Below are 19,697 nucleotides of genomic sequence, written 5' to 3' on the forward strand. Positions count from 1 at the left end.
GGCCCGGGATGGATACCGCTGGCCAGTGGGCCCCCGGGCGCAACTGCCTGAATGGCGGCGGAAATCTGGCCGGGTCTGGCGTTTTGTACAGACTTCTTTGCGCCCCGGCGCTGGCTCGGCCACAATAGTGGGCCCGCCGCGGTCCATGCCGGCGCCCCGCCGGGGCCCTGAGGAATTGCGTGCGGTCGTTCCTATTCCCACGGTGACGCATGAATTTCCACGAATACCAGTCAAAACAACTGCTTGCCGAGTACGGCATCCCGGTCCCGGCCGGCAAGGTCGCTGCGACCCCGGACGAAGCGGTTGCCGCTGCCAACTCCCTGGGCCAGGGCCCCTGGATGGTCAAGGCGCAGATCCACGCTGGCGGCCGCGGCAAGGCTGGCGGCGTCAAGTTCTGCAAGACCACCGACGACGTGAAGGCCGCTGCGGCCAAGATGCTCGGCACCAAGATGGCCACCTACCAGACCGCTGGCGTTGAACTGCCGGTCAACCTGGTGCTGGTGACCACCGCCGGCGAGATCGTCAAGGAACTGTACCTGTCGGTGCTGGTCGACCGTGGCACCAAGACCATCACCTACATCGCCTCTTCGGAAGGCGGCGTGGAAATCGAGCAGGTCGCTGCTGAAACCCCGGAGCTGATCCACTCGCTGAACGTCGACTTCGTCGAAGGCGTGCAGGGTTACCACGGCCGTGATTTCGGCTTCAAGCTGGGCCTGACCGCCAAGCAGGCCGGCCAGTTCGCCAGCATCATGGTGAACCTGTACCGCCTGTTCAACGAAAAGGACCTGGCCCTGGTTGAAATCAACCCGCTGGCCATCCTGGACGACGGCAACCTGTACGCGCTGGACGGCAAGTTCGACAGCGACGACAACGCCGCGTTCCGCCAGAAGGCCCTGGTCGCCATGCGCGACAAGACCCAGGAAGATCCGACCGAAGTGATCGCTTCGGAGCTGGACATCAACTACGTCACCATGGACGGCAACATCGGCTGCATGGTGAACGGCGCCGGCCTGGCCATGGCCACCATGGACGTCATCAAGCTCAACGGCGGCGAGCCGGCGAACTTCCTGGACGTGGGCGGCGGTGCCAACAAGCAGCGCGTCATCGAAGCGTTCAAGCTGATCCTGTCCTCGGACAAGGTTGAAGGCATCTTCGTCAACATCTTCGGCGGCATCGTCCGCTGCGACATGATTGCCGAAGGCATCATCGCCGCCGTGAAGGAAGTGGGCGTCAAGGTTCCGGTCGTGGTGCGCCTGGAAGGCACCAACGTGGAAGAAGGCAAGCAGCTGCTGCGCGACAGCGGCATGGCCATCATCCCGGCTGACAACATCAACGATGGCGCCAAGAAGATCGTTGAAGCTGTCAAGAACGCTGCCTGATTCGACACCAAGGAATTCCCATGTCTGTTTTGATTAACAAGAACACCAAGGTGATCGTGCAGGGCTTCACCGGCCAGCAGGGCACCTTCCACGCCACTCAGATGATCGAGTACGGCACCCAGGTTGTTGGCGGCGTGACCCCGGGCAAGGGTGGCACCACCCACATCGACCTGCCGGTCTTCAACACCGTTGCCGACGCCGTGCAGAGCACCGGCGCCAACGCTTCGGTCATCTACGTGCCGCCGCCGTACGCGGCCGACGCGATCCTGGAAGCCGCTGCTGCCGGCATCAAGGTCATCGTCTGCATCACCGAAGGCATCCCGGTGCTGGACATGCTGCGCGTCAAGAACGTGCTGACCCGTTCGCATCCGGACACCGTGCTTATCGGGCCGAACTGCCCGGGCGTCATCACCCCGGGTGAGTGCAAGATCGGCATCATGCCGGGCCACATCCACCAGCCGGGCAAGATCGGCATCGTGTCGCGTTCGGGCACCCTGACCTATGAAGCGGTCAAGCAGACCACCGAAGTCGGCCTGGGCCAGTCCACCTGCATCGGCATCGGTGGTGACCCGATCAACGGCCTGAACTTCGTCGACTGCCTGAAGCTGTTCAACGAAGACCCGCAGACCGAAGGCATCATCATGGTTGGCGAAATCGGCGGTGACGCCGAAGAAGCCGGCGTCGAGTACATCAAGAACCACGTGAAGAAGCCGGTCGTCGGTTTCATCGCCGGTGCGTCGGCTCCGGCCGGCAAGCGCATGGGCCACGCCGGTGCGATTGCTTCGGGCGGCAAGGGCACCGCGGAAGGCAAGTTCGCCGCGATGGAAGCTGCTGGCGTCGTCACCGTCCGCTCGCCGGGCGACCTGGGCGCTGCCATCGCCAAGCTGGTGAAATAAGGTCGACTGCCTCCGGCAGAGGATGCTGTAGAGCCGGCCGCTGGCCGGCTGCTTGAAACAGAAGGGCCGCCTCCGGGCGGCCTTTCTGCGTCTGGTGCGGGGTCAGATCCCTTTCGCGCAGCAAAAGGGATCTGACCCCAGGCATCCGGCGCGCGCACTGCGCGGCGCTACAATGGGCACATTGCAACCACAGGCTGGATTCCCATGGCTTCGATCCGCATCGCGATGGCGCAGTTCGACTTCCCGGTCGGCGATGTCGCCGGCAACACCGAGCGCATCATCGAGATGATCGGCCAGGCGCGCGACGAGTACGGCGCCGAGTTGGTGATGTTCCCCGAGCTGGCGGTGAGTGGCTACCCGCCGGAAGACCTGTTGTTGCGCCCGGGCTTCCTGTACGAGTGCGAGCAGGCGATGGCCCGCATCGCTGCCGCCTGCCGTGGCATCACTGCCGTGGTCGGCTGGCCGCAGGCCGCAGGCGCGGTGGTCTACAACGCCGCCAGCGTGCTGCGCGATGGCCTGGTCGAGCAGACCTACCGCAAGCGCGAACTGCCCAACTACGCCGTGTTCGACGAGCGCCGCTACTTCGACGTCGATCCGGACGGCGGCAGCTGCGTGTTCGAGGTCAATGGCATTCCGGTCGGCCTGCTGATCTGCGAGGACCTGTGGTTTGCCGAGCCGCTGGCCGACACCATGCGCGCCGGCGCGCAGCTGGTGGTGGTGCCGAATGCTTCGCCCTACGAGCGTGGCAAGCACGCCCAGCGTGATGCCGTGCTGGCCGCGCGCACCCGCGAAAGCGGGGCAGCGATCGCTTATCTCAACGTGGTCGGTGGCCAGGATGCGCTGGTGTTCGACGGCGCCTCGGTGGTGGCCGACGGTGACGGCACGGTGCACCCGGCCGCTGCGGCCTTCGTCGACCAGTGGCTGGTGGTGGAGTACGACGGTGAAACCCGTCGCTTCATGCCGCACGTGTGGATGGACGACGGCGACGAGAGCATGGACGCGCTGGCCTGGCGCGCGGTGACCCGTGGCATCCAGGACTATTGCCGCAAGAACGGCTTCAGGAAAGTGTGGCTGGGCCTGTCCGGCGGCATCGACTCGGCCATCGTGCTGGCCATGGCGGTGGACGCGATGGGCGCGGAGAACGTGACCGCCGTGCGCCTGCCGTCGCGCTACACCGCGGGCCTGTCCAACGACCTGGCGGCCGAGCAGTGCCAGGCGCTGGGCGTGAAGCTGGAGGCGGTGTCGATCGAGCCGGCGTTCAAGGGCCTGATGGAAGCGCTGGCGCCGATGTTCGAAGGCACCACGCCGGACGTGACGGAAGAGAACCTGCAGTCGCGCAGCCGTGGCGTGATCCTGATGGCGCTGGCCAACAAGTTCGGCGGCCTGCTGCTGACCACCGGCAACAAGAGTGAGTATGCGGTTGGCTACGCCACGATCTATGGCGACATGTGTGGTGGCTATGCACCGCTGAAGGACCTGTACAAGACCGAGGTGTTCGGCCTGTCCAAGTGGCGCAACACCGTGGGCGGCGCGCCGGTGATCCCGCCGGCGGTGATCAGTCGCCCGCCGTCGGCCGAACTGCGCGAGAACCAGCTGGACCAGGATTCGTTGCCGGCCTATGACGTGCTGGACGGCATCCTCTATCGCTACGTCGACCAGGAGCAGTCGCGCACGGAGATCCTGGCCGCCGGCTACGACGCGGCCGTGGTCGACCGCGTGCTGCGCCTGGTGCGCATCAGCGAGTGGAAGCGGCACCAGGCCGCGCCGGGGCCGAAGGTCTCGCGCCGCGCCTTCGGCCGCGAGCGTCGCTACCCGATCAGCAACGGCTACAAGGGCTGAGGCAGCGGTTGGCAGGTAGTGCCGGCCGCTGACCGGCAACCCGTTGGCCCCTCTCCGGTGGGTGCGGACCTTGGTCCGCACGGTGGTCGAAGATCATCCACGCATGGCGTGGATCTACCGGACGTCGTCGAGCAGTTGTTCGAGGCCGGTGGTTTCGGCGGCTTCGTCGAAGTGGCCGTCCTGCAGTCGTGCACGCACGAACGCCAGCCCATCAGCTGCCGCCGCATCCAGCGTGCCGCGGTGGTCGACCGGATAGCGACGGAACGCGACCGGCTCGCCACGCAGGGCCAGGCCTGCGGCATACAGCAGGGTGGTCAGATAGGGCACATCGCGGTCCTCGCTGCCATGGCCCAGCATCAGCGGTTGGCTGAAGCCGCGGCGCGGTACGCCGAGATAGTCATGCAGCACCGCCCGGATGCCCGGCACGCTGGTCAGCGGTGCAATGAACATGCTGCCGGTATCCGCGCCATCCAGCGTTACGGCCAGTTCGCCCAGGCACTGCCCGCGTGCCACTGCCACGCGGGCGCGGCCTTCATCGCTGAGGACGCGGTCGATCTGCGGCGCGACCTGCAGCAGGCCGACGAGCAGGTACGCGTGATACGCGTTGAGTGCGCCAGGGTTGGCGGTGCGGTTGTCGGGCTTCATCACCAGAGCGGTCAGCTCGACCGCGGTGGGCGTACCGGTGGTGAAGCTGCCGCGGTAGTGCAGGGAAGAACCGCCATAGGTGGGGGCGATGTGGCCTGCGGTGAGTGCGGCGGCACCCCCCTGCGAATGGCCAACCGAGACCCAGCGCGGCGACAGCGTTGCGTTGCCCAGGTACTGGCGGCTGGCCTTGACCAGATCGATGGCATTGCGCGCGGCGGTGCGTACATGCAGGTAGGCATGGTCGCCTGGACTTCCGAGCCCCTGGTAGTCGGCGGCGACGACGGCATAGCCCTGTGCCAGGAACTGATCGAGGAAGCGCCCGTCGCGTTCGGGCTGGTACGGGCCGGACACCGAGGGCGCACAGCGATCCGCAATGCCCTGGGTGCCATGTGCCCAGGACACCACCGGCCAACCGCCTGCAGGCGCCGCGCCAGCGGGCAGGTACAGCAGGCCAGTGCCTTCGGCCAGCTGGCCGCGATGGTCCGGGGTGCGATAGTGCAGCTTGTAGGCCTGCGCAGCCTTTGACGGCACCCATGACGCGCGATAGGGGGCAGCAGACAGCAGGTCGCCCGGTGCGACCGGTGCAGCTGTCAGGGGGCCCGGCGACAGCGCCAGCAGGGCGATGGCGATGACACACGAGAGAGGCCGGAAAGGAAGGGGCAGTGGAGACATGGGCGCTCCTTGACGGCCGGGATGGCCGTTGCGCCGCAGTGTGGAGCGCCTCGCCCGGGCGGGTTGCGACCGGCGTCGCATCCGCCGGGGATTCGTAGCATTCCTAGCGTCGTGGTCCATTGGCGCACGAACCATCCACGCATGGCGTGGATCTACCGACAAAGAAAAGGCCCCTTTCGGGGCCCTCTCTTACTTCTTTTCCAGTCGCGCGTTGCGCTGGCCGGTGCTGGCGGACTTCTCGCCGGCGAACGGGTTCAGCTTGCGGATCATCCACGGGTACTTCGGCCACTTGCCTTCCAGCCACGGGTGGTCGGGCTGGTTCAGCTGCAGGACGCGACGGGCGTCGTCGGCCAGGGTCTTGTTGCCCAGGTGGGTGTAGGAATCGGCCAGCACGGCCACGGCGTCGTACTGGAAGGCGCTCTGCGGGTAGGTTTCCAGCAGGTAGTTGGCGCGGCCCACGGCCGAGACCCAGGCGCCGCGGCGCATGTAGTACAGGGCGTTGTCCAGCTCGTGCTGGGCGAACACGTCACGCAGCTCCAGCATGCGCTGGCGCGCATCGGCGGCGTAGCGGCTGTTCGGGTAACGATCAACCACGATGTTGAAGTCCGAGTACGCCTGGTGCGGCGTGGACAGGTCGCGGCGGCTGGCGTCCAACGACCATACGCGACGCAGGAAAACCGTACTGCGATTGGAGTTGGCCAGGCCGCGCAGGTAGTACAGGTAGGCGATGTTGCGGTGCGTCGGGTAGGTACGGATGAAGCGGTCGATGCTGGACACCGCGTCATCGTGCTTGCCGGCCTTGTACTGGGCGTAGGCGGTTTCGATCATCGCCTGCTCGGTGTACGGGCCATAGGGGTACTGGGCCACCAGGCGGCGGAAGCTGGCTTCGGCGCCGCTCCAGTTGCCGCCCTGCATCAGCTTGTGGCTTTTCTCGTACAGCTGTTCGACCGGCGCCCCTTCATCGGGGCGATCACCCTTCTTGGCGCCGCGATGGCAGCCGGTTGCGGCGATGACCAGCACCAGCAGCAGGGCGGTGAGGCGGACGGGCGCGGAGAGCATGGCGGAGCGTCGGATCATGGGGTCGAGGCGGGACGCGGCTGGAATACGAAGGGTCGATGATAGCCTAGTGTCCTGTCCAGCGACTGAAACCGGCCGCCGGGACCCCAAAATTTCAAAGAATGCCCCCTGCCATGTCTGAACAACCCTCTGAATCGGCCCGCCAGGCCATCGTCCCCGACACCGCTGCCGGGCGTCGTTTCGACGCCGTCGTGGCCGAACTGTTCCCCGAATACTCGCGTTCGCGCCTGACCGAGTGGATCAAGGCCGGTGACGTCCTGCTGGATGGCGCCCAGGTGCGCCCGCGCGATCCGCTGCGCGGTGGCGAGGTGGTGACCCTCACTGTGGTGCTGGAAACCCAGACCGACGCCCAGCCGGAGGATATCCCGCTGGACGTGCTGTTCGAGGACGAGCACGTGCTGGTGATCAACAAGCCGGTGGGCCTGGTGGTCCACCCCGGTGCCGGCAACTACAGCGGCACCCTGGTCAACGCCCTGCTGTTCCGCGATCCGTCGGTGGCGGTGCTGCCGCGCGCGGGCATCGTGCATCGCCTGGACAAGGACACCAGCGGCGTGATGGTGGTGGCCAGGACCCTGGAAGCGCAGACCGCACTGGTCGAGCAGCTGGCGGCCCGTGACGTGCACCGCCAGTACCTGGCCATCGTGATGGGCGCGCTGGTGGCCGGCGGTACCGCCGATGCCCCGATCGACCGCCACCCGCGCGACCGCCTGAAGATGGCGGTGCGCGAAGACGGCAAGGAAGCGGTGACCCATTACCGCCTGCGCGAGCGCTTCCGAGCGCACACCGCGCTGGAGTGCCGCCTGGAAACCGGCCGTACCCACCAGATCCGCGTGCACATGGCGCACGTGCGCCACCCGATCATCGGCGACCCGCTGTACGGCGGTGCACTGAAGCTGCCCAAGGGCGCCAGCGACGAGCTGGTGGCCGCGCTGCGCGGCTTCAAGCGCCAGGCCCTGCACGCCGAGACCCTGGAATTCATGCACCCGATCACCGGTGAGCCGGTGCGCAATACCGCGCCGGTGCCGGAGGACATGCTGCACCTAATGAAGGTGCTGCGCGAAGACAGCGAAGCCTTCGCCGCCCGCGAGCGGGACCGCTGGTGATGGCGGCCGCGCTGCCGTTGCTGCAGGCCGACTGGCCGGTGCCCGCAGGCGTCCATGCGTTGACCACGCGCCGGCATGGCGCGGGCATCTCGCCGGCGCCGTTCGCGCAGTTCAACCTGGGCAACCGGCACGCGGCCGATGGCGATACCCCGGCCAATGTGGAACACAACCGCCAGCTGCTGCAGCAGGGGCTGGCACTGCCCTCGGCACCGCACTGGCTGCGCCAGGTGCACAGCAGCACCGTGCTGCGTTTCACCGCGCCACCGGTGGCCGGCGCCAGCGAACCGGTGGCCGACGCCGCGGTGACTTCGGTGCCGGGCGTGGTGCTGGCGATCCTGACCGCCGACTGCCTGCCGGTGGTGTTCGCCGCGGCCGATGGCAGCGAGGTGGGCGCGGCCCATGCCGGCTGGCGTGGGCTGGCCGACGGCATGCTGGAGGCCACGGTGGCCGCCATGCAGACGCCGCCTGCGCAGCTGCGGGCCTGGCTGGGCCCGGCCGCCGGGCCGGCCGACTACGAGATCGGCGAGGAGGTCTACCACGCCTTCGTCGGCCATGATCCGGCCGCCGGGGCGGCGTTCGTGGCCACCCGCGCAGGCCACTGGAAGGTGGACCTGTTCGCGCTGGCGCGGCAGCGCTTGCAGGCGGCGGGGATGGACCCGGCGCAGGTGTATGGCGGCACGGTGTCGACCATGGCCGACCCGGACCTGTATTCGCACCGGCGCGACCGTCGTACCGGGCGCATGGCGACCCTGGCCTGGATCGCGCCCTGACCCCGCCGCTGTTCGCGCGGGTGCTGGGGCCGGCCTTCGCCACCCTGGCGGCGCCGGTGCAGGCGCTACATGCCGCGCCGTTGCCCTGCCGCTACGTAGGGCAGGCGCGCATCGTGAGGGGGCGGCACTGGCTGGTGCCGCTGCTGGCCGCGTTGGCGCGGTTGCCGAAGGACGGCGACGCGCTGCCCACCGAAGTGGCGTTCAGTGCACGCGGGCAGGGCGAGCAGTGGGCGCGGCGGTTTGGCCGCTGGCCGATGGTGTCGCGGCTGTGGGCGCACGAAGGGTTTCTGCGCGAGCAATTGGGCGCGGTGCGTTTCGAGTTCGACCTGCAGGCCCGCGAGGGTGGCATCGACTGGTCGGTGCGTCGGGTCTGGGCGTTCGGGCTGCTGCCGCTGCCGAGGCGCTGGTTTGGTGGCGTGCGTTGCCGTGAAGCCTGGCAGGGCGAGCGTTACACTTTCCTGGTCGATGTGACGCTGCCCTGGGCCGGAGCCCTGATCCGCTATGAAGGCTGGCTCGAACCACAGTGACGGCACCACCGAGGCTGGCAGCGCGGTGATCGTGTTTGATGGCGTGTGCGCACTGTGCAACCGCTGGGTGCGCTTCCTGCTGCGTTTCGACCGCAGGGGGCGCTACCGCTTTGCGGCGATGCAGGGCGAGCGGGGCAGCGCGCTGCTGCGTTCGCACGGGTTGGACCCGCAGGATCCCGCGTCGTTCCTGCTGCTGGACGCGCAGGGCGCCTGGACCGATACCGATGCCATCCTGCGCGTACTGGCGGGGCTGGGCGGCGCCTGGCGCCTGAGCGGCGTGCTGCGGATGGTGCCGCGTCGCTGGCGCGATGCGGCGTATCGGATGCTGGCGCGCAACCGCTATCGCTGGTTCGGGCGGCATGATGCCTGCCATCTGCCCGCACCCGAGCAGGCTGCGCGGTTCCTGGATTGAACAAAAGGGGACGGAGGGGATCACGTCGTTTGTGCACAAACGACGTGATCCCCTCCGTCCCCTTTTTTCCTCAACCTTCCAGCGCGTCCAGGTAGCTGCGTCGCCAGTGGTTGATGTCGTAGGTGCGCAGGTGCTCCATCATCGCGTGCCAGCGTTCCTTGCGCCTGTGCAGCGACATGGTTGCCGCGGTGGCGATGGCGTCGGCCACGCCGTCCAGGTCGTGCGGATTCACCAGCAGCGCCTGCTTCATCTCGTCGGCGGCACCGGCCAGCAGCGACAGCACCAGCACACCGGGATCCTCCGGGTCCTGCGAGGCCACGTATTCCTTGGCCACCAGGTTCATGCCATCGCGCAGCGGCGTGACCAGGCCGACAGCCGCCGCACGGTAGAAACCAGTGAGAGTGGCATGGGTGAAGTTCTGGTTGACGTAGCGCAGTGGTGTCCAGTCAGGCTCGGCGTGGCCACCGTTGATGTGGCCGGCGATCTGCTCCAGCTGGCTGCGCAGCTGCCGGTACTCGGTGACATCGCCGCGCGAGACCGGCGCGATCTGCAGGTAGGTCAGCGAGCCGCGCTGGTCGGGATGGCGCTCAAGATACCGTTCGAAGCCGAGGAAGCGTTCGGGCAGGCCCTTGGAATAATCCAGGCGATCGACACCGATCGCCAGCTGGCGGTCACGCAGGCTGGCGCGCAGGTTCTTTACCGCAGCCTTGGTGGCGGCGGTGCCGGCCTGGCGTGCGATCAGCTCGGTGTCGATGCCGATCGGGAACGCGGCTGCGCGGAAACGGCGCCCGCCCGGTGCTTCCAGTTCGCCGTTGTCGAGCACGCGGCCGCCGCCGAACAGGCGCAGGTAGGTCTGGAAGCGATCAGCATCGCGCTGGGTCTGGAAACCGACCAGATCGTAGGCATACAGGGCGGAGAACAGGCGCAGGTGGTCCGGCATCGCCTGCAGCAGGTCGGCCGAAGGCATCGGGATGTGCAGGAAGAAGCCGATGCGGCAGCCGATGCCACGCTCGCGCAGCAGCGCGCCAAGCGGGATCAGGTGGTAGTCGTGGATCCAGACGATGTCATCTTCGCGCAGCAGCGGCGCGAGTTTGTCGGCAAACAGCGCATTGACCTTGTGGTAGGTCTCGCGGGTGCCACGATCGTAGTCGACCAGATCCAGGCGGAAGTGCAGCAGCGGCCACAATGTGCGATTGGCGAAGCCATTGTAGTAGCCATCGACCTCGCGCTTGCTCAGGTCCAGGGTGACGAACTCGATGTCGCCGTCCTTCTGCGTGTGCAGCGTGCCACTGCCGTCGCGCACGCTTTTGCCGCTCCAGCCGAACCACATGCCGCCGCGTTCCTTCAACGCAGCCAGCAGGCCCACTGCCAGGCCGCCGGCGCGATTCTCGCCCGGCAAGGCCACGCGGTTTGAAACCACTACAAGTCGGCTCACGATGCCTCCTGCCAGGACCGCGACAGGCGCATCGCGGCGGTGATCAGGCCGACGTGCGAATAGGTCTGCGGGAAGTTGCCCCAGGCCTCGCCGCTGTCGAAGGCCAGATCCTCCGACAGCAGGCCCAGGTGGTTGCGCTGCTTCAACAGCAGCTCGAACATCTCGCGCGCTTCATCCAGGCGCCCGATGGCCGCCAGCGCATCGATGTACCAGAAGGTGCAGATGGTGAAACTGGTTTCAGGCTCACCGAAGTCATCTGGTGCGACATAACGGTACAGCGAGTTGCCATGCTTGAGGTCGCGGCCGATGGCTTCGACGGTGGCGATGAAGCGGGCGTCCAGCGCGTCGATGAAGCCGATGTCGGCCAGCAGCAGCAGCGAAGCGTCCAGGCGATGACCGCCGAAGGTATCGGTGAAGTGGCCCAGCTCTTCACTCCAGGACTCGGCCATGATGCGCGCGTGGATGGTGTCGGCGCGCTCGCGCCAGTAATGGGCGCGGTCATCGCGCTTCAGGCGCACGGCGATCTTGCACAAGCGGTCGCAGGCGGCCCAGCACATCGCGCTGGTGTAGGTGTGCACTTCGGTGCGGCCACGGAACTCCCACAGGCCGGCATCGGGTACGTCGTGCAGGGCGAAGGCCTGCTCGCCGAGGGGCTCCAGGCGGGCAAAGGTGTGCGCATCACCCGGGTCCTGCAGGCGCCGGTCGAAGAACAGCTGGGTGGAGGCCAGCACTACGCTGCCGTAGACATCGTGCTGGCGCTGCACCCAGGCAAGGTTGCCGCGTCGCACCGGGCCCATGCCGCGGTAGCCGGACAGGCTGGGGACTTCGTCTTCGTCCAGCCTGGCCTCGAAGCCGATGCCATACAGTGGCTGCAGCGTGCCGTCGGTGGTGGCCAGGTTGAAGATGTAGCCGAGGAACTGTTCCATCGTGCGCGTCGCGCCGAGGCGGTTCAGCGCACGCACCACGAACGCCGCATCGCGCAGCCAGCAGTAGCGGTAATCCCAGTTGCGCACGCTGCCGGGCGCTTCGGGAATGGAGGTGGTCATCGCCGCGATGATCGCGCCGCTGTCCTCGTACTGGCACAGCTTCAACGTGATCGCACTGCGGATCACCGCGTCCTGCCATTCCAGCGGAATGGACAGGTAACGCACCCATTCACGCCAGTAGTCGCGGGTGCGCTGGAATGACTCCTGCACGTAGCCGCTGATCGAGCGGTTGAGCGATTCATCCACGCCGAGGATCAGGTGGATGGGATGGTTGAGTACGAATGGCAGGCCGTCGCGCACGAAGCGTACCGGCACGTCGGTGGTCAGCCGCAGCACGTGCTCGGGCAGGATCCAGCGCACATGGTTGCTGCCCCAGGTGGATTCGGGCACGCGCGCGCCCCAGTCGGCCAGCGGCCGTGCGTGCACGGTGATGCGTGGGCTGCCGGCCAGCGGGCGCACCTGGCGGATCAGGCTGACCGGGCGGTAGAAGCGGTCGTTCTGCCGCCAGCGAGGGGCGAAGTCGAGGATTTCCAGTTCGCCACCGTGCGCGTCGCGCAGGACGGTGCGCAGGATCGCCGTGTTGGTCAGGTATTCCTGCTCGCTGCTGGCGAAGTCCTCCAGCTCGATGGCGAAGTCGCCACCGGTCTGCTGGTTGGGGCCGAGCAGGGCACAGAAGGTGGGGTCGCCGTCGAAGGTGGGCAGGCAGCTCCAGACAACGCGGGCACGTTTGTCGACCAGGGCGCCGAAGCTGCCGTTGCCGACCACGCCCAGATCAAGATCGGGTTGGGTCATCACGCGGTACATCTCGGTTGCGGCCGTGGGATTGGCCGGGTCAATACGCATTCTCACGCAGCCAGGCGTGCACGCTGCGTATGTCGGGCAGCGCGAACACCGCCTTGCTGGGTTCACGTTCGCCCACCAGCACGCTCCAGCCGTGCTGGCCGTTGGCGGCATCGAAGCCGAACTCATCGGTCAGGTCATCGCCGAGGAACACCGGCAGGCGGCCGCGGAACGGCAGGTACTGCATCATCCGCCGCACGGCGCGGCCCTTGTCGGTGCCGACGGGAACGAACTCAACGACGTGGTCGCCCGGTTGCAGGCGGTAGCTGGCACGGCCACGCACGTGGCGATCGGCGAAGGCACGGACATCGCTGGCGGCATGCGGCGCGCCGCGCCAGTGCAGTGCCAGGCCGACGCCCTTGTCTTCCACCAGCACGCCGGGATGCCCATGGGCAAAGCGCATCGCTTGCTGGTGCAGCGCGTGCAGCCACTCAGCGGTGTCGTCGTCGTGTTCGTCGCGCAGGACGCGACCGTCTTCGCCACGCAGTTCGTGGCCATGCAGGCCGGCGGCGGGCAGCTTCAAAGGCGCGAACAGTTGATCCAGCTGTTCAAGTGGGCGACCACTGACCAGTGCCACGGCACCTTCCAGGCGGTCGCTGATGCGGCCGATGGCTTCACGCACATCCGGCAGCAACTGCACGGCATCCGGGCGTGCAGCGAATTCGATAAGGGTGCCATCAACATCGAGAAACAACGCGCAGGCGTCGTCCAGCAATGGTGGTGGCGGACGCAGGGGGAGCGGTTCAGCCATGACGCCCAGCATGCCAGCGTGGGCGTGTACGTGGGGTCTAGGGCAGGCTACGGATCTGGTAGTGCGGACCAACGGTCCGCACCCACCCAGAGCGATCACCTCCGGTGGGTGCCGACCGTTGGTCGGCACGAAGGGGAAGCTTGTACTGAACCATGATGTTGCCGGCCAGCGGCCGCCACTGCCAGACAGTGCGGACCAACGGTCCGCACCCACCGGGAGTCATTGGTCCAATGCAATCAGAACGTGTAGCGGACCCGGCCGTAGTAGTACGCGCCATTGCTGCCGATCGGCGACAGCACGTCATATGGCAGGTTGCCGAAGTAGTGGATATCGCTGTTGGATCGATCCGGGTAGTTGTCGGTCAGGTTCTGCCCGCCGATGGCCACGCTCCAGCGCGGGGTGATGTGGTACTCGACTTCCGCATCCAGCTGCCATTCGGCCTGGTAGGTCTGGCGCGGGATGTAGCCGTCCCCGAAATTGAACACGCGGGTGGCACTGCCATAGCGGTTCACGCGGCTGCTCAGCGACCAGTGGTCGTTGCTCCACGCCGCCGAGACACTGCCGCGCGTGCGTGGCGTGGCATCGGTAAGGGTGTTGGTCTCTTCGATGCCGAACAGCACATAGTCCGGGTTCAGTGCGCGCAGCTGTGCCGGCGTGGCCAGCACGTTCTTCAGCGTGGTCTTCGTGTACGCGTAGGTGCCGGTCAGCAGCAGCTGGCCGTCACCCAGCGACTGGCGCCAGTTGCTCACCAGCTCGGCGCCGCGGGTGCGGGTGTCGGCGGCATTGACGAAGAAGCTGGCGCTCTGCAGGCCGCTGACGCCGTAGTTGGCGGCCACGTAGTCGGTCAGTGCATCGCCGGTGATGCTCTCCGACAGCGCGATGCGGTCGTCGATGTCGATCTGGAAGAAGTCCAGCGACAGGTCGAAATGCTCGCCGATGCGGCTGGTGAAGCCCAGCGAGGTATTGATCGATTTTTCCGGCTTCAGGTTCTGCGCACCCAGGCCACGCGCGATTGGATTGTTGACCGACAGCAGGCGGCCCTGCACCAGCTGGCCGCCAGCGTTGTAGCCGGTGGAGGTGGACTCGTAGCCGATCTGCGCCAGCGACGGCGCACGGAAGTTGTTGGAGATGGCACCGCGCAACGCGAACGCCGGGGTGAATTCATAGCGCAGGCCGAGCTTGCCGGTCAGTTCACCGCCGAAGTCGTCGTTGTGCTCGTAGCGTGCGGCCAGATCGGTGGAGAACTTCTCGCCGAACTGGCTGGACAGGCTGGCGTAGGCACTGGCCACGTCGCGCGACAGGCGCGCCGCATCCTGCGGGGTCAGGCCGCCACCGGCCTGCGAGCCGGTCGGGCGATCGGTGTAGGGGCCGGCGGCATAGCTGGCCGGGTCACCGGGGCGGGTCTGGTAGCGCTCGTGGCGCGCTTCCACGCCCAGGCCCAGGGTGTGGCTGATGCTGTCGCTCTGGGTGAACACACGACTCAGATCGAGGTTGCCCACGGTCTGTGCGTATTCGTAGTCAGCGGTCTTGAAGCGGGTCGGGCTGGTCGGGCCCAACGACGCGTTGAGCGAATCGCGCAGGCGGTAGGTGAAGTCGTTCTGGCCGTAATCCAGGCTGCCGTCGTAGCTCCACTCGCCCCACTGGCCGCGTACGCCGGCCACGGCCTGTACGTCGCGGTTCTCGCCTTCGGAGATCGGTCGGTAACCGTTCGGATAGACCTGCTTCCAGTTGGCATCGCCATCGGGATAGCGGAAGTAGTTCGCGCCTTCGGTGTCACGCTGGTTGAAGGTGCCGAACGCGTAGAACGTCGACGTCTGGCCCACCGGAATCTCGGTGTTCAGCCACAGGTTGATGTCCTTGCTCTTGCCATCGCCCAGCACATAGTTGCGCTTGCCCTGCAGCGCCAGGTTGTCCGGCGTCTGGTCCCATGGCGGAATCTGGTCGAAGCCAGCGCGGTTGGTGCCGTTGCGCTGCTTGTACTCCAGGCCGACGCGCAGGAATCCGCCGTCTTCGCCCAGCGAGGTGCCGACCTTGGCGCTGATGTTGCCGGTCTGACCGTCGGTGAGGGTGCGGCCGATCGGCTTGAGGTCGGTGTGGTTGGCACCGTAGCTGGCCTCGATCTCGCCGCCGTCGCCACCGTTGTCGAGGATCACGTTGATCACGCCGGCCACGGCATCCGATCCGTACAGCGCGCCGGCGCCGTCGCGCAGCACTTCGATGCGCTTGATGGCGCTGACCGGGATCGAGTTGAAGTCGACCGGGGTGGTGCCCTTGCCGATCTTGCTGTCGGTGTTGACCAGCGCGGTGTGGTGGCGGCGCTTGCCATTGACCAGCACCAGTACCTGGTCCGGCGACAGGCCGCGCAGCTGCGCCGCGCGCACATGGTCGGCACCACCGGAGTTGGACTGGCGCGGGAAGTTGAACGAGGGCAGCAACGCCTGCAGCGCACTGCCCAGTTCACCATTGACCACGCCGGCCTTGCGGATGTCCTCGGCGGTGAGCACATCCACCGGCGAGGTGGATTCGAGCACGGTGCGGTCGGCGGCACGGGTGCCGGTGACGATCACGGTGTCCAGGTTGGTGGCGTCCTGGGCCAGGACCGGGACGGCGGCGGAGGAAAGCGCGAGGGCGATGGCGAGGCCGAGCGGCGACGCGGGCAGGCGGGCGGACATGGGTGGCTCCAGCAACAACGACGGCGGGGAAGGGGGGAGATGGTTTCACTTACATCCATCCGGATGAAGCGATATATTATCTTCGCGTGATGACCGGTGCCGATGCAAGCCCCTGCCGGTCCGGCATGAGTTGATGCCCTGCTGGCATCAGCACGCTGGGCCGGTGGCGCTGTACGCTGCCGGCTCGCCTTGTCCCCCTTCCCCGGAGCTGTACCGATGAAACACCTTGGCCTCGTCTTCGCCGTGCTGCTGGCCACCAGTGGCTGCGCCAGCCTGTCCTCGCAGGCGCCCAGCGCCTATGCCACGGCTACCACCGCCGAACTGAAGGGCGATGCCGCACGCCCGTCCACCGGGCAGGGCTGGGTACGCAGCGAGCTGTACTTCGGCGTGGGTGAAGAGCAGGGTGCCGGCAACCGCCCGCAGGCCGACACCATCAGCGAGGCGCAGTGGCGCACCTTCCTGGACAAGGAAGTGACCCCGCGCTTCCCGGATGGCCTGACCGTGTTCGATGCCTATGGCCAGTGGCTGTTCCGCGGCGATGCAGCGCCCAACCGCCTGCGCACCAAGGTGCTGGTGGTGCTGCACGAGGACACCCCGCAGCGGCGCGCCGACATCGAGGCGATCCGCCTGGCGTGGAAGCAGCAGACCAAGCATCAGTCAGTGCTGTGGTCCCGGCAGGCGGTTGACGTATCGTTCTGAGTTGAAGGTGCCGCCGCGGTGCCGCAGGGAGCAGTGATGAACTACAGGGAATGCATGCTCGGCCTGGCATTGGCAGGCGCGCTGGCAACGACGGCGCAGGCAAGTGGGGACGAGGGCGAAATGCTACGGTTCCAGGTGGCCGCGCACGTGCAGGCGCACGCCGATCCGCAGCAGGACGGCAGCATCGTGGTGCAGCTGTCACCCTCGGGCAAGCACCAGACGCTGGCGGGTGCGGCGGACGCCGACGGCAATTCGCGCTGGTCCCTGGAGGACGTCGATTTCGATGGCTACCCGGAACTGGTTGCGCGTGCATCGGTGGGCATGGTCAACGAGGCGGTGGCGGTGTATCGCTTCGATCCGGCCAGCGCCGGGTTCCGCGCGCTGCAGGCCGACACCCATGGCAAGGACAGCTGCGGTGACCTGATGGGGCTGAGCGTGGATGCGGCTACCCGCACCCTCACCAGCAGCTGCCGCAGCGGCCCGATGTGGTACGCCGACCAGTACCGGTTTGTGGGTGCGAAACTCTATCTGTACCGTGCCGAGAGCGTGCTGATGCTGGGCGATACGTTGAACACCGCGCTGCAATGGGAACAGACCGACGGGCAGGGCCCGCTGGCAGTCTGGCGCACCTATGATCCCGCGGGCCGCGTGCTGGAGAGCGCCATCGGCGATGGCCTGGGCGCACCACCGGATGGACCGCTGCGTGGTCAGCAGGCCACCGTGGTGCCAGCGCGGTTGTTCCTGTTCGATCAGCCAGGTGCTTCCAGCACGAAGCGCTACCTGGTGCAGGGCGACCGTGTGGAGATGCTGGATGAACAGGATGGCTGGGTGAAGCTGCGGTTTCTCAATCCGAAAAGTGGCGTGGTGCTGGGCTGGATCAACGTCAACGATTGAAGAAAAAAGGGGACGGAGGGAATTAAGTCGTTTGTGCCGTTAGCGACTTAATTCCCTCCGTCCCCTTTTTTTGCGGGGGCATCACTTCATCGGGTCTAGCCTCGGACGTTCCCCCGTTCGAGGATGTATCCGATGAGCAAGCGCGTGGCCGAAATCGTGGTGGACGCCCTGCAGCAGGCCGGTGTCCGCCGTTGCTACGGCATCGTGGGCGATACGCTCAACCATGTGACCGATGCAATGCACGGCAGTGAGATCGCCTGGGTGCATGTGCGCCATGAAGAAGTGGCAGCCTTCGCTGCAGGCGCCGATTCGCTGGTGAGCGGCGAGCTGACCGCCTGCGCCGGTTCCTGCGGGCCTGGTGGCCTGCACTTCATCAACGGCGTCTTCGAAAGCAACCGCAATCGCGCGCCGATGGTGCTGATCGCCAGCCAGGTGGTGACCAGCGAGCTGGGCATGGAATTTCCGCAGGAAGTGGACTTCAAGGCGGTCTATGGCAGCTGCACGGTGTTCTGCGAACAGGTGCACAGCGCCGAACAGGCGCGCCGCGTGGTCACGCTGGCCTGCCAGGCCGCGATCAGCCGCCGTGGTGTGGCAGTGGTGATCCTGCCGGCCGATATCAGCCAGGCCGAGGTGAAGCACGATGTGCCGTTCTCGGTGCACTACACGCAGCCGGTGCTGCGACCCTCTGACGCTGAACTGCAGCGAATCGCCGAGCTGCTGGGGCAGGGCAAGCGCATTGGCGTCTATGCCGGTGCCGGTTGCCAGGGCGCGCACGCGCAGCTGCTGGAGCTGGCCCGACGCCTGCAGGCACCCATCGCGCACACCTCGCGCGCCAAGGATTTCGTCGAGCCGGACAACCCGTACAACATGGGCATGACCGGCATCTTCGGCATCGAATCCGGCTTCCACACGCTGATGGAGTGCGACACGCTGCTGCTGCTCGGCGCCGATTTCGCCTGGGGCCAGTTCTACCCGGACAAGGCCACGATCATCCAGGTCGACCGTGATGGCAGTCACCTGGGCCGCCGCCATCCGGTGAACCTGGGCGTGGTCGGGGACATCGCGCCCACGCTGGACGCCCTGCTGCCGATGCTGCCGCCACGCGAGGACAGCAGTTTCCTGGATGAATGCATCGAACGTCGCGACAAGGCGCTGAAGAAGCGCGAGCAGGAAGAACAACCGGGCGAGGGCGAACTGATCCATCCGCAGCACCTGACCGCGCTGCTGTCGAAGTACGCAACGGATGACGCGCTGTTCACCGCTGACGGCGGCTCGCCGATGGTGTGGGTGCTGCGGCATATCCGGGTAAATGGTCGCCGCCGCACGCTGACCAGCCTGTTGCATGGCACGATGGCCAATGCGATGCCGCAGGCACTCGGCCTGCAGAAGGCGTTTCCCGGCCGCCAGGTGATCTCGCTGTCCGGCGATGGTGGCCTGGCAATGCTGCTGGGCGACCTGCTGACGGCGGTACAGGAGAACCTGCCGATCAAGGTGGTGGTGTTCAACAACGGCTCGCTGAACTTCGTCGAGCTGGAGCAGAAGGTGGAAGGCCTGCTGGACAACTACACCGACCTGAAGAATCCGGACTTCGGCCGCCTGGCCGAAGTGATCGGCTTCCACGGCCGCACGGTCACCCGCAGCGAGGATCTGGAGGAGGCGGTGCGGGACTTCCTGTCCCAGCGCGGCCCGGCGCTGCTGGACGTGCACACGAGTCGTGCCGAGCTGGTGATGCCGCCGCAGATCGAGGCCAAGCAGGTGGCCGGTACCGCACTGTACGCCGCCAAGGCGGTGTTGAACGGCCGCTTCGACGACGTGAAGCATCTGCTGGTGGACAACTTCCTGAAGAAGTAGTGGGTTGGTCGATGCAGGGCTGCGCCCTGCACCCGCAGAGGCCAGAGCAACGTCAAGGGCAAAAGCAGGGTATTGGTGGAATGGCGGGGGTGGGGGGGGGGGGGGGGGGGGGGGGGGGGGGGGGCGGGGCCCCCCCCCCCCCCGCCCCCGCCCGCCCCCCCGCCCCCCCCCCCCCCCCCCCCCCCCCCCCCCCCCCCCCCCCCCACCCCGCCTTCGACAGTCTCCTGCGATCTGTCGGAACGGCACATT

Annotated in this window: 16 protein-coding genes; 10 read left to right on the forward strand and 6 right to left on the reverse strand. The window is 67.0% G+C overall.

Features of this window, described 5'->3' with window-relative positions:
- The first annotated feature begins 209 nt into the window (after nt 1-209).
- From sucC to V3B30_RS22055, 3 genes are all read left to right on the forward strand, one after another.
- Nucleotides 210-1,379: an ADP-forming succinate--CoA ligase subunit beta gene (gene sucC, locus V3B30_RS22045; protein ID WP_004154430.1), complete on the forward strand. Its 1,170-nt coding sequence runs from the start codon at nt 210-212 to the stop codon at nt 1,377-1,379.
- A gap of 20 nt (nt 1,380-1,399) precedes the next feature.
- The gene (sucD, locus tag V3B30_RS22050; RefSeq protein ID WP_329809776.1) at nt 1,400-2,275 is read left to right on the forward strand and encodes a succinate--CoA ligase subunit alpha; all 876 of its coding nucleotides are present in this window, start codon (nt 1,400-1,402) and stop codon (nt 2,273-2,275) included.
- A gap of 204 nt (nt 2,276-2,479) precedes the next feature.
- Nucleotides 2,480-4,114: an NAD+ synthase gene (locus V3B30_RS22055; RefSeq protein WP_262082913.1), complete on the forward strand. Its 1,635-nt coding sequence runs from the start codon at nt 2,480-2,482 to the stop codon at nt 4,112-4,114.
- A gap of 114 nt (nt 4,115-4,228) precedes the next feature.
- Here V3B30_RS22055 and V3B30_RS22060 read toward each other — a convergent pair whose 3' ends face one another.
- Together V3B30_RS22060 and V3B30_RS22065 are read right to left on the reverse strand one after the other, a co-directional pair.
- On the reverse strand, nt 4,229-5,431 hold the full coding sequence (locus V3B30_RS22060; protein WP_262082912.1) for a lipase family protein: 1,203 nt from the start codon (nt 5,429-5,431) through the stop codon (nt 4,229-4,231).
- A 189-nt stretch (nt 5,432-5,620) separates the two neighbouring features.
- Entirely contained in the window at nt 5,621-6,508 is an 888-nt protein-coding gene (locus V3B30_RS22065; protein WP_100473717.1) for an outer membrane protein assembly factor BamD, read from the reverse strand.
- A gap of 113 nt (nt 6,509-6,621) precedes the next feature.
- On the opposite strand from V3B30_RS22065, the gene rluD reads away from it, so the two are divergent.
- From rluD to V3B30_RS22085, 4 genes are read left to right on the forward strand one after another with little or no spacing between them, the layout of a single operon-like run.
- Nucleotides 6,622-7,611, forward strand: a complete 990-nt coding sequence (gene rluD, locus V3B30_RS22070; protein WP_262082911.1) for a 23S rRNA pseudouridine(1911/1915/1917) synthase RluD — start codon at nt 6,622-6,624, stop codon at nt 7,609-7,611.
- On the forward strand, nt 7,611-8,381 hold the full coding sequence (pgeF, locus tag V3B30_RS22075) for a peptidoglycan editing factor PgeF (protein ID WP_100473715.1): 771 nt from the start codon (nt 7,611-7,613) through the stop codon (nt 8,379-8,381). Before rluD ends, pgeF begins: the two co-directional genes overlap by 1 nt.
- A gap of 20 nt (nt 8,382-8,401) precedes the next feature.
- Nucleotides 8,402-8,908, forward strand: coding sequence for a DUF4166 domain-containing protein (locus V3B30_RS22080; RefSeq protein WP_100473714.1), 507 nt, complete (start codon nt 8,402-8,404; stop codon nt 8,906-8,908).
- Nucleotides 8,883-9,320, forward strand: coding sequence for a thiol-disulfide oxidoreductase DCC family protein (locus V3B30_RS22085; protein WP_262082910.1), 438 nt, complete (start codon nt 8,883-8,885; stop codon nt 9,318-9,320). The genes V3B30_RS22080 and V3B30_RS22085 overlap by 26 nt, the downstream gene beginning before the upstream one ends.
- Nucleotides 9,321-9,390: 70 nt before the next feature.
- Here V3B30_RS22085 and otsA read toward each other — a convergent pair whose 3' ends face one another.
- The 4 genes from otsA to V3B30_RS22105 form a co-directional block, all read right to left on the reverse strand.
- A complete protein-coding gene (gene otsA / locus V3B30_RS22090) occupies nt 9,391-10,755 on the reverse strand; it encodes an alpha,alpha-trehalose-phosphate synthase (UDP-forming) (RefSeq protein ID WP_262082909.1) in 1,365 nt (454 codons plus the stop codon).
- Nucleotides 10,752-12,533, reverse strand: coding sequence for a glycoside hydrolase family 15 protein (locus V3B30_RS22095; protein ID WP_262082923.1), 1,782 nt, complete (start codon nt 12,531-12,533; stop codon nt 10,752-10,754). Before V3B30_RS22095 ends, otsA begins: the two co-directional genes overlap by 4 nt.
- A gap of 40 nt (nt 12,534-12,573) precedes the next feature.
- A complete protein-coding gene (gene otsB, locus V3B30_RS22100) occupies nt 12,574-13,332 on the reverse strand; it encodes a trehalose-phosphatase (RefSeq protein ID WP_032128814.1) in 759 nt (252 codons plus the stop codon).
- A gap of 236 nt (nt 13,333-13,568) precedes the next feature.
- Nucleotides 13,569-16,004 (reverse strand): TonB-dependent receptor, encoded by a 2,436-nt coding sequence (locus tag V3B30_RS22105; RefSeq protein ID WP_262082908.1) that lies wholly within the window; start codon nt 16,002-16,004, stop codon nt 13,569-13,571.
- Nucleotides 16,005-16,220: 216 nt separating this feature from the next.
- Here V3B30_RS22105 and V3B30_RS22110 point away from each other — a divergent pair, with 216 nt between their 5' ends.
- From V3B30_RS22110 to V3B30_RS22120, 3 genes are all read left to right on the forward strand, one after another.
- Nucleotides 16,221-16,703, forward strand: coding sequence for a DUF3574 domain-containing protein (locus tag V3B30_RS22110; RefSeq protein WP_100473710.1), 483 nt, complete (start codon nt 16,221-16,223; stop codon nt 16,701-16,703).
- A gap of 36 nt (nt 16,704-16,739) precedes the next feature.
- Nucleotides 16,740-17,597: an SH3 domain-containing protein gene (locus V3B30_RS22115; protein ID WP_262082907.1), complete on the forward strand. Its 858-nt coding sequence runs from the start codon at nt 16,740-16,742 to the stop codon at nt 17,595-17,597.
- 132 nt (nt 17,598-17,729) lie between these two features.
- Complete coding sequence (locus V3B30_RS22120; RefSeq protein WP_262082906.1) at nt 17,730-19,448, forward strand: thiamine pyrophosphate-dependent enzyme; 1,719 nt, start codon at nt 17,730-17,732, stop codon at nt 19,446-19,448.
- The last annotated feature ends 249 nt before the right edge of the window (nt 19,449-19,697 follow it).

It is taken from the genome of Stenotrophomonas sp. SMYL41 (assembly GCF_036319965.1).
Lineage (GTDB): Bacteria > Pseudomonadota > Gammaproteobacteria > Xanthomonadales > Xanthomonadaceae > Stenotrophomonas > Stenotrophomonas maltophilia_R.

Coding starts and splice junctions, on each gene's coding strand:
- sucC (WP_004154430.1), top strand. CDS start 210: ATGAATTTCCACGAATACCAGTCAAAACAACTGCTTGCCGAGTACGGC.
- sucD (WP_329809776.1), top strand. CDS start 1,400: ATGTCTGTTTTGATTAACAAGAACACCAAGGTGATCGTGCAGGGCTTC.
- V3B30_RS22055 (WP_262082913.1), top strand. CDS start 2,480: ATGGCTTCGATCCGCATCGCGATGGCGCAGTTCGACTTCCCGGTCGGC.
- V3B30_RS22060 (WP_262082912.1), bottom strand. CDS start 5,431: ATGTCTCCACTGCCCCTTCCTTTCCGGCCTCTCTCGTGTGTCATCGCC.
- V3B30_RS22065 (WP_100473717.1), bottom strand. CDS start 6,508: ATGATCCGACGCTCCGCCATGCTCTCCGCGCCCGTCCGCCTCACCGCC.
- rluD (WP_262082911.1), top strand. CDS start 6,622: ATGTCTGAACAACCCTCTGAATCGGCCCGCCAGGCCATCGTCCCCGAC.
- pgeF (WP_100473715.1), top strand. CDS start 7,611: ATGGCGGCCGCGCTGCCGTTGCTGCAGGCCGACTGGCCGGTGCCCGCA.
- V3B30_RS22085 (WP_262082910.1), top strand. CDS start 8,883: ATGAAGGCTGGCTCGAACCACAGTGACGGCACCACCGAGGCTGGCAGC.
- V3B30_RS22095 (WP_262082923.1), bottom strand. CDS start 12,533: ATGACCCAACCCGATCTTGATCTGGGCGTGGTCGGCAACGGCAGCTTC.
- otsB (WP_032128814.1), bottom strand. CDS start 13,332: ATGGCTGAACCGCTCCCCCTGCGTCCGCCACCACCATTGCTGGACGAC.
- V3B30_RS22105 (WP_262082908.1), bottom strand. CDS start 16,004: ATGTCCGCCCGCCTGCCCGCGTCGCCGCTCGGCCTCGCCATCGCCCTC.
- V3B30_RS22110 (WP_100473710.1), top strand. CDS start 16,221: ATGAAACACCTTGGCCTCGTCTTCGCCGTGCTGCTGGCCACCAGTGGC.
- V3B30_RS22115 (WP_262082907.1), top strand. CDS start 16,740: ATGAACTACAGGGAATGCATGCTCGGCCTGGCATTGGCAGGCGCGCTG.
- V3B30_RS22120 (WP_262082906.1), top strand. CDS start 17,730: ATGAGCAAGCGCGTGGCCGAAATCGTGGTGGACGCCCTGCAGCAGGCC.